General features: G+C 42.5%; 14 protein-coding genes. 2 read left to right on the top strand and 12 right to left on the bottom strand.

Annotated features, from left to right (window positions below):
- Window positions 1-206: 206 nt before the first annotated feature.
- The 12 genes from ACTNBF_RS15570 to ACTNBF_RS15515 form a co-directional block, all read right to left on the bottom strand.
- On the bottom strand, window positions 207-596 hold the full coding sequence (locus ACTNBF_RS15570) for a hypothetical protein (protein ID WP_441089629.1): 390 nt from the start codon (window positions 594-596) through the stop codon (window positions 207-209).
- A gap of 272 nt (window positions 597-868) precedes the next feature.
- Window positions 869-1,963: an Rpn family recombination-promoting nuclease/putative transposase gene (locus ACTNBF_RS15565; protein WP_441089628.1), complete on the bottom strand. Its 1,095-nt coding sequence runs from the start codon at window positions 1,961-1,963 to the stop codon at window positions 869-871.
- A gap of 272 nt (window positions 1,964-2,235) precedes the next feature.
- On the bottom strand, window positions 2,236-2,427 hold the full coding sequence (locus tag ACTNBF_RS15560; RefSeq protein WP_441089627.1) for a hypothetical protein: 192 nt from the start codon (window positions 2,425-2,427) through the stop codon (window positions 2,236-2,238).
- Between the two features lie 81 nt (window positions 2,428-2,508).
- Window positions 2,509-2,769: a hypothetical protein gene (locus ACTNBF_RS15555; protein WP_441089626.1), complete on the bottom strand. Its 261-nt coding sequence runs from the start codon at window positions 2,767-2,769 to the stop codon at window positions 2,509-2,511.
- A complete protein-coding gene (locus tag ACTNBF_RS15550) occupies window positions 2,747-3,742 on the bottom strand; it encodes an Rpn family recombination-promoting nuclease/putative transposase (protein WP_441089625.1) in 996 nt (331 codons plus the stop codon). Before ACTNBF_RS15550 ends, ACTNBF_RS15555 begins: the two co-directional genes overlap by 23 nt.
- A 272-nt stretch (window positions 3,743-4,014) precedes the next feature.
- Window positions 4,015-4,608 carry a hypothetical protein gene (locus ACTNBF_RS15545; protein WP_441089624.1) on the bottom strand — a complete coding sequence of 198 codons (594 nt, stop codon included), beginning with the start codon at window positions 4,606-4,608 and terminating at the stop codon, window positions 4,015-4,017.
- Window positions 4,609-4,709: 101 nt separating this feature from the next.
- Window positions 4,710-5,180, bottom strand: coding sequence for a hypothetical protein (locus ACTNBF_RS15540; protein ID WP_441089623.1), 471 nt, complete (start codon window positions 5,178-5,180; stop codon window positions 4,710-4,712).
- Window positions 5,181-5,425: 245 nt separating this feature from the next.
- Window positions 5,426-7,834 carry a LuxR C-terminal-related transcriptional regulator gene (locus ACTNBF_RS15535; RefSeq protein WP_441089622.1) on the bottom strand — a complete coding sequence of 803 codons (2,409 nt, stop codon included), beginning with the start codon at window positions 7,832-7,834 and terminating at the stop codon, window positions 5,426-5,428.
- Window positions 7,821-8,108, bottom strand: coding sequence for a PqqD family protein (locus tag ACTNBF_RS15530; protein ID WP_427805905.1), 288 nt, complete (start codon window positions 8,106-8,108; stop codon window positions 7,821-7,823). Before ACTNBF_RS15530 ends, ACTNBF_RS15535 begins: the two co-directional genes overlap by 14 nt.
- Window positions 8,109-8,169: 61 nt before the next feature.
- Complete coding sequence (locus ACTNBF_RS15525; protein ID WP_441089621.1) at window positions 8,170-9,282, bottom strand: nucleotidyltransferase domain-containing protein; 1,113 nt, start codon at window positions 9,280-9,282, stop codon at window positions 8,170-8,172.
- A 650-nt stretch (window positions 9,283-9,932) separates the two neighbouring features.
- Entirely contained in the window at window positions 9,933-10,223 is a 291-nt protein-coding gene (locus ACTNBF_RS15520) for a hypothetical protein (RefSeq protein ID WP_441089620.1), read from the bottom strand.
- A gap of 15 nt (window positions 10,224-10,238) precedes the next feature.
- Window positions 10,239-10,508 carry a Coenzyme F420 hydrogenase/dehydrogenase, beta subunit C-terminal domain gene (locus ACTNBF_RS15515; protein WP_441089619.1) on the bottom strand — a complete coding sequence of 90 codons (270 nt, stop codon included), beginning with the start codon at window positions 10,506-10,508 and terminating at the stop codon, window positions 10,239-10,241.
- Between the two features lie 277 nt (window positions 10,509-10,785).
- On the opposite strand from ACTNBF_RS15515, the gene ACTNBF_RS15510 reads away from it, so the two are divergent.
- The gene (locus ACTNBF_RS15510) at window positions 10,786-11,112 is read left to right on the top strand and encodes a DUF6050 family protein (protein ID WP_441025968.1); all 327 of its coding nucleotides are present in this window, start codon (window positions 10,786-10,788) and stop codon (window positions 11,110-11,112) included.
- 17 nt (window positions 11,113-11,129) lie between these two features.
- Window positions 11,130-12,029 carry a ParA family protein gene (locus ACTNBF_RS15505; protein ID WP_441089618.1) on the top strand — a complete coding sequence of 300 codons (900 nt, stop codon included), beginning with the start codon at window positions 11,130-11,132 and terminating at the stop codon, window positions 12,027-12,029.
- The last annotated feature ends 25 nt before the right edge of the window (window positions 12,030-12,054 follow it).

The following is a 12,054-nucleotide window of genomic DNA, read 5'->3' as shown; positions in this document are numbered from 1 at the left end:
GTTCCTTTGCAACTGGCATAAAAATACTCCTTTTCGATAAAAATTGTCATATCTGAATTCTTACCAAAAAGGAGCCATTTTTTTCAAAAACACAAAATATTTTACACTACCGAGTAAAGGAAGGAAATAAATTACAATACTCTATAACAACGATAAAAATCGCTGTACCCAAGTAAGCGCAAGGGATACAGCGATTTTTTCTTTTGCTAACTGTCAAAGACAGGATTTTTATTCCACATCCTCTGAATCTGCCCGACATAAGACAGACTGTCATACAGCATATTGCGTACTGACATGGCATAGTGTACTTTTGCCTGATTCTCGCATGCCAATAAGATCAGCACTGCATCTTTCTTCCACTTCATGACAATGTCCCGATACCTATGTACTTCCTGCTTCTTCCCATTTTTGTCTGTCAGCAGGATGTCTTCCTCTCCATCTACCGGCTCTAATTCTTCTGGCTGGATCACCTGCTCCCCGTTAAATACTGTTGCGTTAAATAAATCTGCAAATCGTTTTGGATTCCCCATCCACTGCCGCACTGCAGTATTGCTCTGGCCCATACTACTACCTCCGTATTCTGTTCTTTTGTTCATCAAAGTTGAAATATCCGGCGAAACTGCCTTTGAATTTTGAACCGCTTTGGATAACGGTTGTTCAGACGGATAGATTTTATTTGTCCGGATCGGACTCCGTCTGAGATTTTGATGTGTGATTAGTATAGCACAGCGTTTTCTCTCTGCACAGCCTCTAAATATATAAAACTACCGGAAATGCTTCCCAACATCTCCGATAGTTTCTTACATTTGATCTCTTTTTGCAATACCGCACATGCAATCTTATAGATAGAAAATGTCAAGCTATCAGCTTATCTCCAATAACTCTCCACATCCTTTTCCGCCTGTTCTCTGGGTATTTCGAATTTTTGCATTACTTTTTGAATTGCAGCATCTTTCTCGATTCCGAAATCACGCAATGTTTCCACTACGCCTTTTACCATGCCACACGTCATTCCTCGCTCCATGCCGCACTCAATTCCTTCATTATACAAATCTTCCAATGCCTTACACATATCCACAGTCTCCTTTCCCTGACTTTTCTCTATATTTTCCTTCAGCATTCTCTCCGAATGCAAAAACTCCCTAATCACATAATACGTTTCTTCATCTACATTTTGAAAATATTCTTTTCTGTCATTTATGTATTTCAATAAACTTTCTTTATCTCCTCTACACTGTATCATACCCAGAACTTCTTGTAAATCGCTTTTGAATCGCTCTAAATGCTCCAGATTCCCAGCATCAATCAGATTAATCCGATAATTCGGAACATATTCCTTCAAGACTGTATTTTTCTTCTCATCCTCACTCCACTGCAGCATTCCATACAGATCTTTACTCCCATCCCACTGGTCTACATCATAATAGAAGACCAGTGTAAGCACCGGAATCAATCGATCATCTTTCCGGAATTTCGAAAGGAATTCTGCCGTAGTCATCTTTTCGTCTTCAAGCCCTTCAGGCTGTTCCTTTGGTTCCATTTCCAGTTCCGTTTCAGTCACATACTCATTCAGATTTTTTCTCTTATCCACATTTTTATTCCACATCCTCTGAATCTGCCCGACATAAGACAGACTGTCATACAGCATATTGCGTACTGACATAGCATAGTGCACTTTTGCTTGATTCTCGCATGCCAATAAGATCAGCACTGCGTCTTTCTTCCACTTCATAACAATATCCCGATACCTATGTACTTCCTGCTTCTTCCCATTTTTGTCTGTCAACAGGATGTCTTCCTCTCCATCTACCGGTTCTAATTCTTCCGGCTGGATCACCTGCTCCCCGTTAAATACTGTTGCGTTAAATAAATCTGCAAATCGTTTTGGATTCCCCATCCACTGCCGCACCGCAGCATTGCTCTGACCCATACTACTACCTCCGTATTCTGTTCTTTTGTTCATCAAAGTTGAAATATCCGGCGAAACTGCCTTTGAATTTTGAACCGTTTTGAGTAACGGTTGTTCAGACGGATAGATTCTATCTGTCCGGATTGGACTCCGTCTGAGATTTTGATGTGTGATTAGTATAGCACAGAGTTTTCTCTTTGCACAGCCTCTAAATATACAAAACTACCGGAAATGCTTTTCCACATCTCCGATAGTTTCTTACATTTGATATCTTTTCGTAATATCGCCCACACAATCTTATAGATAGAGAATTCCAAATTATCAGCCTATCTCCAATAGCTCTCCACATCCTTCTCCGCCTGTTCTCTGGATATTTCGAATTTTTGTATTACTTTTTGGATTGCAGCATCTTTCTCTATCCCACAATCATACAATGTTTCTACGACACCTTTTATCACGCCAAGCTCCATTCCACGCTCTATGCCTTCATTATATAGATCTTCCAATGCCTTACACATATCCACTGTCCTCTTCCCTTGACTCTTTTCTATATTTCCCTTTAGTACTCTCTCCGAGTACAGAAACTCCAGCAAAGCAGACTATCTCCAATAACTCTCCACATCCTTTTCCGCTTGTTCTCTGGATATCGCGAATTTCTGCATTACTTTTTGAATTGCTGCATCTTTTTCTATCGCTAAATCGTACAATGTTTCCACTACGCCTTTTACTATTCCTTCATGATATAGCTCTTCCAATGCTTTACACATATCCATATTCCTCTTTCCTATATTTCTCTTCAGTATTCTCTCCGAATGCAAAACTTTCCTGCAAATCAATCTATCCCCAGTAACTCTCCACATTCTTCTCCGCCTGTTCTCTGGATATATCAAATTTTTGCATTACTTTTTGAATCGCAGCATCTTTCTCTATTCCAAAATCAAATAAAGTTTCCACTACGCCTTTTATTCCACGCTCCATTCCAATCTCTATTCCTTCATTATACAAATCCTCTAACGCCTTACACATATCCACAGTCTCCTTTCCCTGACTTTTCTCAATATTTCCCTTCAGCATTCTCTCCGAATGCAAAAATTCCCTAATCACATAATACGTTTCTTCATCTACATTTTGAAAATACTCTTTTCTGTCGTTTATGTATTTCAATAAATTATCTTTATCTCCTCTACACTGTATCATACCCAGAACTTCTTGTAAATCGCTTTTAAATCGCTCTAAATGCTCCAAATTTCCAGCATCAATCAAGTTAATCCGATAATTCGGAACATATTCCTTCAAAACTGCATTTTTCTTCTCATCCTCACTCCACCGCAGCATTCCGTACAGATCTTTACTCCCATCCCACTGGTCTACATCATAATAGAAGACCAGTGTAAGCACCGGAATCAACCTATCACCTTTCCGAAATTTCGAAAGGAATTCTGCCGTAGTCATCTTTTCCACATTTTTATTCCACATCCTCTGAATCTGCCCGACATAAGACAGACTGTCATACAGCATATTGCGTACTGACATGGCATAGTGTACTTTTGCCTGATTCTCACATGCCAATAAAATCAGCACTGCGTCTTTCTTCCACTTCATAACAATATCCCGATACCTATGTACTTCCTGCTTCTTCCCATTTTTGTCTGTCAGCAGGATGTCTTCCTCTCCATCTACCGGTTCTAATTCTTCCGGCTGAATCACCTGCTCCCCGTTAAATACTGTTGCGTTAAATAAATCTGCAAATCGTTTTGGATTCCCCATCCACTGCCGCACCGCAGCATTGCTCTGACCCATACTACTACCTCCGTATTCTGTTCTTTTGTTCATCAAGGTTGAAATATCCGGCGAAACTGCCTTTGAATTTTGAACCGTTTTGGATAACGGTTATTCAGACGGATAGATTTAATTTGTCCGGATCGGACTCCGTCTGAGATTTTGATGTGTGATTAGTATAGCACAGAGTTTCCTCTTTGCACAGCCCCTTAATATACAAAACTACCGGAAATGCTTTTCTACATCTCCGATAGTTTCTTACATTTGATATCTTTTCGTAATATCGCCCACGCAATCTTATAGATAGAGAATGCCAATTTATCAGCTTATCTCCAATAGGTCTCTACATCCTTCTCCGCCTGTTCTTTGGATATTTCAAATTTTTGCATTACTCTTTGGATTGCATCGTCCTTTTTTATTCCACAATCATACAATGTTTCCACTACGCCTTTTACCACGCCAATCTCTATTCCTTCATTATACAAATCTTCCAATGCCTTACACATATCCACAGTCTCCTTCCCCTGACTTTTCTCTATATTTTCCTTCAGCATTCTCTCCGAATGCAAAAACTCCCTAATCACATAATACGTTTCTTCATCTACATTTTGAAAATATTCTTTTCTGTCATTTATGTATTTCAATAAACTTTCTTTATCTCCTCTACACTGTATCATACCCAGAACTTCTTGTAAATCGCTTTTGAATCGCTCTAAATGCTCCAGATTCCCAGCATCAATCAGATTAATCCGATAATTCGGAACATATTCCTTCAAGACTGTATTTTTCTTCTCATCCTCACTCCACTGCAGCATTCCATACAGATCCTTACTCCCATCCCACTGGTCTACATCATATTCAAGTACGCCTCGGCGTACTTGCTGCGAGGTGCGCGTCATGCTTTGCATGACATAATACATCTGCGCACCTCTGCAATCCGCCGGAGGCTTTATCTTGAAAGGAGATTGGACTCCCACCAAAACATATTTGTCGCAACTCACCACCTATAGAGGTGGGAGTCTTATCTTCTTTCAAGATAAAAAACCAGTGTAAGCACCGGAATCAACCGATCATCTTTCCGGAATTTCGAAAGGAATTCTGCCGTAGTCATCTTTTCCACATTTTTATTCCACATCCTCTGAATCTGCCCGACATAAGACAGACTGTCATACAGCATATTGCGGACGGACATGGCATAGTGCACTTTTGCCTGATTCTCGCATGCCAATAAGATTAGCACTGCGTCTTCCTTCCACTTCATGACAATGTCCCGATACCTATGTACTTTCTGTGTTTTCCCATTTTTGTCTGTCAGCAGGATATCTTCCTCTCCATCTACCGGCTCTAATTCTTCTGGCTGGATCACCTGCTCCCCGTTAAATACTGTTGCATTGAATAAATCTGCAAATCGTTTTGGATTCCCCATCCACTGCCGCACTGCAGCATTGCTCTGGCCCATACTACTACCTCCGCATTCTGTTCTTTTGTTCATCAAAGTTGAAATATTCGGCGAAACTGCCTTTGAATTTTGAACCGTTTTGATAACGGTTGTTCAGACGGATAGATTCTATCTGTCCGGATCGGACTCCGTCTGAGATTTTGATGTGTGATTAGTATAGCACAGAGTTTTCTCTTTGCACAGCCTCTAAATATACAAAACTACCGGAAATGTTCCCCAACATCTCCGATAGTTTTACCTAACCTATTATAGTTTAAGCTAACCAGGTTCAATCCCCTCTAATCTAATATCCCCTGTTCTTTCCCCTTCAGTATCGCCTGGACTCTGCTATTAACCCCCAGTTTTTTATACAAATTATAAATATGGCTCTTTACCGTCGGGAGCTTCAGGTTCAGTTCTTCGCAGATCTCCGCGTTGGTAAGGCCGCGGTTAATATCTTGGAGTATAATGGTTTCCATCATCGTCAAATGCTCTTCTGTCGCTTCTTCAGCGGAACGACTGATTCTCGCTTCCCGTCTGGCGCACCGGAGTACAACTTCCATGTAGTCTTCTTTTGGCATGCGAAGTACATTTCCGTAATTGTATTTTTTCTTCCTGTGCCAGCCGCCCGGGGAGTTCTTGCTCAGCCAGTCAATGTATTCCTCCAGTACTTCTTCGCCCTTTTTTTCATACACCGTGTAAAATCCGACATAGCGGGCTTCACCGGAAACCATAAAGGATTCGATCGTTTTACGAAGTGCCTGACCGTGCAGGCCTTCATCCCAGAAAATAACAGCCTGTTGGAACAGTAATTCCGCCAGATATTTATTGCGCCGGTAAAACTGGAGATACGGAATTAAATGGCGAAGTATTTTTTCGGAACGTTTATACTGGTTCAAGTGCAAATATCCTTTTACCTGGCAAAACAGCTGATCGTAATTATCTTCTTTTACAGAGATTCCCATGTTTTTATCGGACTTGAGCAGCCATCTTGTAAGGCGTTCCTGTTCATTTCTGACGGGAGCGAACAAACTGCTGACTGCTTCTGTATTTTTTAGGCAAACCTGATTTTCTTCCTTCATCAAAGAATTTTCCAGGCTGGAAATCTGTTCTTTGTGGTCTTCTTTCGGTGCCAGACGCTGCAATTTATATAGAAGATACAGCTTTGCCAGGCGCTGCTGCCACGGGCTCCTTCTGGAATTCTCTGCATCTTCCTGTGCGAAAAGCAATTCCCAGTCTTCCATAGGAATGGTGTCTTTGCGTTCCGTCTCAAGATAATAGTCGATTCGCGCCAGTTGATAACATTTCCACTCTTCTTTCCCCAAATGCTCCTTCCATATCTTTGCCTTCCGGTTCTCTTCACGCTTTGTACAGGCAAAAAGTCTGGACAAGTCCCGCACTCCGCAGAGATATGTATGGGAATTTCCCAGGATATTATATAAATGGAAATGTTCTTTCTCCCGGCTGTATTGCTCCAGCAGCCCAAGCCAGAAGTCCAGATCAAGATCCGGTTTCAGGAAGGTCAGATTTAAGTAAATTTCCCTTTTCTCGTGTGCATCTTTCTCAGAAATGTTCAGATTCTGTATTTCCAGATTTATGCCGTCCGGTTTTTGTCTTGTGTAACAATAAACGCCTCTCAGATAGCACAGTCTGGGGTCGGTTCCTTTCCATCCCATGACTTCTGAATAAGGGATTCCCAAAAATGGAATTTTTGCATAATTCTGAAGCATACACGCGCGGTAAGCTTCTTCATTTTGAGACTTTTTCAGGCAAAACAACGCCTCTTCTACATTTCCACTCTGATGATACCAGTTTCCAAGGTGTTTCCAGAAAATCGGATTCGTCTCCGAAATATGCATATCCCGAAACATGGGGGCTATTTTCCATCGTTCTTTCTCTTTGTCATATTCCAAAAGCCCTTTGCGGCATAAATCTTGCAGACTATCTGACGCCCACGGAAGCTGCCAAATCTCCCTGCACATTGTTTCATTTATCCATGGGCAAATCACAGCCCGGCGCATGATTTCATTTTCTTCTGCTGAGAGCGTGTCCAAAATGTATTTCTTAATATACGCCGTTATCTCATACGATGCTTTTATCTCCCGGGCATTTCTTCTGGCAGCGGGTGGATCCGCTTGCGATAATCGAAGCATCATATCCACACATCCGGCCCATCCCCCGGTCTGTTCATAGATTTCGCCGGGATCAAGATCACTCTGAAAATGATTCGTCAGGCTGCGAATGTCTTTTTCCGTAAAACGCAGATGCTCCTGTGAAATGATCTGCATCTTTCTTTTCCATATCAGATTCAGAAATCCCTCATGCGGCCGCTCCCGCCCGATCAGAATCGCATGCCATCCTGCCGGAAGGTTCCAAATACAGTCTGAAATCTTCTTTATCGTAACCTCGTCAAGCGCCGAATGCATGTCCTCAAAAATAATCCAGCCTGGTTTCGTCCATTCTTCCCGGCTCTTTACCATTTCATCAAGCTTTTTGATAGATTCTGCTTCTTCTTTCATTTCCAGAATATACGCTTTTATATCCGGATTTTTCCCAAGCAAAAGTCTGACAGCCGTTGTCTTCCCCGACGCTGCTGCTCCTTCTATATAAATAGAAGGGCATTCTTCCATTCCCCTCTCAAGTATCGCCGTCTTATCTATGTAAAATTGTTCTGCCGTAAGCGTTACATATGGGCTACTCTTCTCCATTTTCCTTATCCTCTGTAAGAATTCCTCCATCAATCAATTGATCTAAAAACTCCCGAATATCTTCTCTGGCGACACTTTCTTCTACCTCATACTCATTTAATATGCCCTGAACGATCTGGTCAAATGTAACCTCGTTCTGAAGCATGTTCCAAATGGATACCCCTACTTCATTTACCGTAATAAGTCCATTAAACTCTATCACCGTCTTCCCGACCGGAATAATAACATAGTCACCCGCAATTTCCCGTAAAACAAATTCTTTCTCCAACTTCATATTGCTTCTCCCTCCGTAAATCGAAACTCATCCATAATCCTCTGTAAAATTGCAGCAATTATCATTTATCAAGAATCTTATACTGCTTCAGCAGCTCCACACGCCTGTTCCCGATGGCCACAGCCTGAGCCGCATCATTGTTCTGGCTTTTGCTGATTTCCTTACGATATTTTAAAATTCGGCTGACCCACGCAACCGGCAACAGCATCGGATACTTTTTCAGGTATGGGTACCGTCTTTCCATACTTTTCGCCGGTGGGAACAGCGTCTTAATAACAGAATGTTCCGCCTTTTTCCCCTGTTTTTGCGCAGAAACCGCATTCAAGGTAATGCTGCTGCTATGCTTCCTGCTCATCGTACCATCTCCATAAATACCAGCATTCAGCAGATCCTCCAGCAAAGGTTGCTCGTCCACCCGAATCTCCTGCCATTCCTTCGGGTAACCGGCCAATACCGGATCAAACGTCAAATACTTCTGCCCAATCCGGAACAGTGCTGCCGTAAATACATCCGCATGGATCTCCCGGCATTGCCGCAAGATCCGAATCCAGTCAATCTCTGTTCCATAATGATTGGCAAAGAGGACAATATCGCAAACCTGCCGGATTCCAAAGCCACTATGCAGAAAATGCTTAAACGCATGGCAGATCAGATAGAATAAATGGTCCGTATGTCCCATAGTGACAACCTCTTCCCCATCAATGGATAACTTGACTGCTCTATCCTGAACATTTTTGAAAAAGCGGTTCAAATCTCCATACGCATCGGACTCCGGAGGGAAGAGACACTTATGTAATTCGATGTAAAGTGGACTCCCCGGCTTTCCATATGGGACTTCATATTCTGTATAAATATCCTGCGCCTGGTCCGCGGGCTGCATGCCGTAATCCAGCATGGCCTGGTGACAGAGTTCAAACTGGTCTTCGGGGATCAGAATGTCTTCGTCACCGGACATCCGGTAATCCGGGTTTGGATATAGATTGCGGCATACGATTCCTTTTACGACCAATGCATGGATGCCGGATTGGCGCAGGTGGTGGAATAGGGTTAGGAATTCGTTGGTTTTCATGGTTTGTAACATGACTGAATGGATCGTCTGTTGTTTGGCGCGCGCGAAAATCTGTGGGTCTGCAGCCCGGGCGGCGGGACAGTCGTATACGGCTTCGTAAATCATGGGGAGGACATGGTGTACGGAGGCGGTGTGGAATAGGGAGGACCAATCCTGGGGGGTGAGGGGGGTACTCCATGTAACTTTTTCATTTTTTAATGCAGTTTTTAGGGCCGGTAAAAATAAATCTCTTTTTGCGTCCATAGGTCTCCTCTTCTTGTATTTTATCCTGTCAAATCTCTTTAAAAGATGTCTCCCGTCACAACTTTAGGCATATTATTAAGCATGAGTATCAATTATGTATTTCCCAAATTCGTTGATAAAACCATCGTAGAACTTCTTTCTACAGAAAAATATAGCCTCTACAGTCTATCTGGAAACCCTCCCATGTCTGGCACATCCCCACTGTCACTCAACGGAAGTACTACCTGTCCACCATGACCAGAAAATATACAGTCTACATCCTATTCATTTAGTCCATCGTTGAGTAACCATCAGACACTGGCATGTAACGCATGAAAAGCGTATATAAATGTCCTTGACAAGGACCAGTTTAACACTCTCTATCTCGTTACCTGTAATGAATCTATCCCGTCTTATTCCACTTTTTTCTATCAAGTATTCTACTGATATCTCGTTTTACTTTAACGAAGAACGGCGTTCTCACATTACTATTAGGCTGTAAGAAATGCAAAGCTGCTTGAACCCCATCTTTTTCAATAGTCTTTAACACATCCATTCTCTCCGGTCGATGCACCGAAGATTTCAACATTGATGGATTCATTTTGCTCGCTTTCTCCAATTGAATATTCTTGTGGCTCGAAATCACGAATCCGGAAATTTGGAAATCGGAGTTCCGTTACTCGGAAATCGTCTTTTTTGTGCTTGATTACGTGTCCATTTCTATGGGGATATTTGTCAAGGCCTTGCCGCATCTGCGGTGCGTAGCAGCCTTTACTAATATTCTCATAGAAATTATGATTCGGTATGCACAAAATTAAATCCAAAAAGTGATTTCCATATCACCGGACAGCTGATGGAAACTCATCCGGAATATTCATCAATGAAACTTCCTGCACTTCCATCCTGTCAGAAACAGCTTGAAACAGTTGTTTTCCCTTCTGAGAATGTAAAAGTACAAGCGATGTTCCTTTATTATCATCCATTTCAGGGCACACATCCCATATCCCCCAAAAGTCTCCTAATGTTATATCGCTGACACGGCTATACCCCTTAAAATGACAATCACTACAGGCTTCTCGTAAAATATAATCACCAACAAAAAAACGCATAAACGGATCAGCACCATTCTCGCACAGATACGCTTACGATATAATAGGGACAAATCAAGAAACCCACCGTTTTATGCGGGTTGCGGGCTGGTTTGTCCTTTTGTATTATAACATGATTATATAAATCATGCTATCACTAAATGATTGGAATCCCGCATAACAGGTGTGGCCTCCAATCTTTTTTCATTAACCCACAATTATTGAATTATTGGCTTGATTGACTCCAGCCCGCTCTTTTCAAAAGAAAGGAGGCATCCTGCCACCCGGCAGGGGAATTATGGCAAAAGAATTTTTCAAACGTCTGGCAGTCCCAATCATCATTGCCCTTTTGACAGCGTTCTTCTGCCAGCCTTTGTATCTGGCAACCGATGGTAGCTGTGATTACGTTCTCATGTGGATATTGATTGGGATTCCATTTGGCATACAGAAAATGTTTATCTGGCTCGTTCCATCTAAATGCAGTATTGCAAATGCGGCGGGCATCATCGTCATCAATATTCTCATTGGCGGTATGATTGGCATTTTTGTCTTTGCTTTTCGCATTGCCAGCGGCATGTTGTACATGATTGCAGCAATCGTAAAGACTGTTTTTAGGAGAGACTAAAGAAAGGAGATTCCCCCATGGCACAAGTGATTGTATGCTGCGCCCAAAAAGGCGGCTGCGCCAAAACCGTTACCGTACACAACCTGTCTACTGCCCTGAGCCAGATGGGAAAGAAAATACTTGCTGTAGACTTCGATGCACAGGCATCCTTGACCATTTGCTTCGGAATAGAACCAAGAACTCCGTCAGTAAATATCGCTCATCTGATGGATATGCAGGCACAGGACTTGCCTACTCCAACAAAGGAGGACTTCGTTCTGCATTGCAGCGGGATTGATCTGATTCCTTCCAGTAGCAGATTATCCGCCATATCTGAAATGCTGCGTCATGAGATTGGCTGTGAGCGATTCCTGTCCAACATTCTTAACACGCTCCGTAATGACTATGATTACATCATTGTGGACACCGGACCAAAGCTGGATAATTTAAGCGTCAACGCACTGATTGCCGCTGATCAGCTCCTTATTCCGGTCAATCCACAGTTTCTCTCTACAGCTGGATTGCAGCCTTTGCTTGAAATGATTCACAAAGTACGGCTGCGCTTTAATCCGAAGATTCAGATTTCCGGTATTCTGCTGACCATGTGTGAACAGCGGACCAATCTCTGTAAGATTATCAGCAGCCAGATCCGGGATGCATACAGTGGTACCGTTCCGATTTTAGAAAATTCCATTCCTATGAATGTTAAAGTCGGAGAATCTGTTTACTATGCTCAGAGTGTTCTGGACTACGCTCCCACTTCAAAAGCTGCCTGTGCTTATAAACGCTTTGCTGTTGAACTCGACCAGAAATTATCGCTTGAACAAAGTACTTCTGCACCGGCATCCCACTTGCAGATTGTCTCCTGGAACGGCCAACTGTGCCATATTAGGCGGTCGCACCTTGCCATAATTAACGGTCGGTGTGTGCCATATTAAACGGCCAGTCCAGTCCTTTATAATA

Source organism: Bariatricus sp. HCP28S3_A4, from assembly GCF_052066395.1.
Classification (GTDB): domain Bacteria; phylum Bacillota; class Clostridia; order Lachnospirales; family Lachnospiraceae; genus Allocoprococcus.
Note: the sequence above shows the minus strand (reverse complement) of the source record. Positions and strands in the feature narration are given on the sequence as shown.

What these genes read in the sequence shown, in the direction of transcription:
- ACTNBF_RS15505 (WP_441089618.1), top strand. Translation starts at nt 11,130, where the DNA reads ATGGCACAAGTGATTGTATGCTGCGCCCAAAAAGGCGGCTGCGCCAAA.
- ACTNBF_RS15515 (WP_441089619.1), bottom strand. Translation starts at nt 10,508, where the DNA reads ATGCGTTTTTTTGTTGGTGATTATATTTTACGAGAAGCCTGTAGTGAT.
- ACTNBF_RS15545 (WP_441089624.1), bottom strand. Translation starts at nt 4,608, where the DNA reads ATGTATTATGTCATGCAAAGCATGACGCGCACCTCGCAGCAAGTACGC.
- ACTNBF_RS15510 (WP_441025968.1), top strand. Translation starts at nt 10,786, where the DNA reads ATGGCAAAAGAATTTTTCAAACGTCTGGCAGTCCCAATCATCATTGCC.
- ACTNBF_RS15535 (WP_441089622.1), bottom strand. Translation starts at nt 7,834, where the DNA reads ATGGAGAAGAGTAGCCCATATGTAACGCTTACGGCAGAACAATTTTAC.
- ACTNBF_RS15570 (WP_441089629.1), bottom strand. Translation starts at nt 596, where the DNA reads ATGAACAAAAGAACAGAATACGGAGGTAGTAGTATGGGCCAGAGCAAT.
- ACTNBF_RS15555 (WP_441089626.1), bottom strand. Translation starts at nt 2,769, where the DNA reads ATGTGGAGAGTTACTGGGGATAGATTGATTTGCAGGAAAGTTTTGCAT.
- ACTNBF_RS15525 (WP_441089621.1), bottom strand. Translation starts at nt 9,282, where the DNA reads ATGATTTACGAAGCCGTATACGACTGTCCCGCCGCCCGGGCTGCAGAC.
- ACTNBF_RS15550 (WP_441089625.1), bottom strand. Translation starts at nt 3,742, where the DNA reads ATGAACAAAAGAACAGAATACGGAGGTAGTAGTATGGGTCAGAGCAAT.
- ACTNBF_RS15530 (WP_427805905.1), bottom strand. Translation starts at nt 8,108, where the DNA reads ATGAAGTTGGAGAAAGAATTTGTTTTACGGGAAATTGCGGGTGACTAT.
- ACTNBF_RS15565 (WP_441089628.1), bottom strand. Translation starts at nt 1,963, where the DNA reads ATGAACAAAAGAACAGAATACGGAGGTAGTAGTATGGGTCAGAGCAAT.
- ACTNBF_RS15560 (WP_441089627.1), bottom strand. Translation starts at nt 2,427, where the DNA reads ATGTGTAAGGCATTGGAAGATCTATATAATGAAGGCATAGAGCGTGGA.
- ACTNBF_RS15540 (WP_441089623.1), bottom strand. Translation starts at nt 5,180, where the DNA reads ATGAACAAAAGAACAGAATGCGGAGGTAGTAGTATGGGCCAGAGCAAT.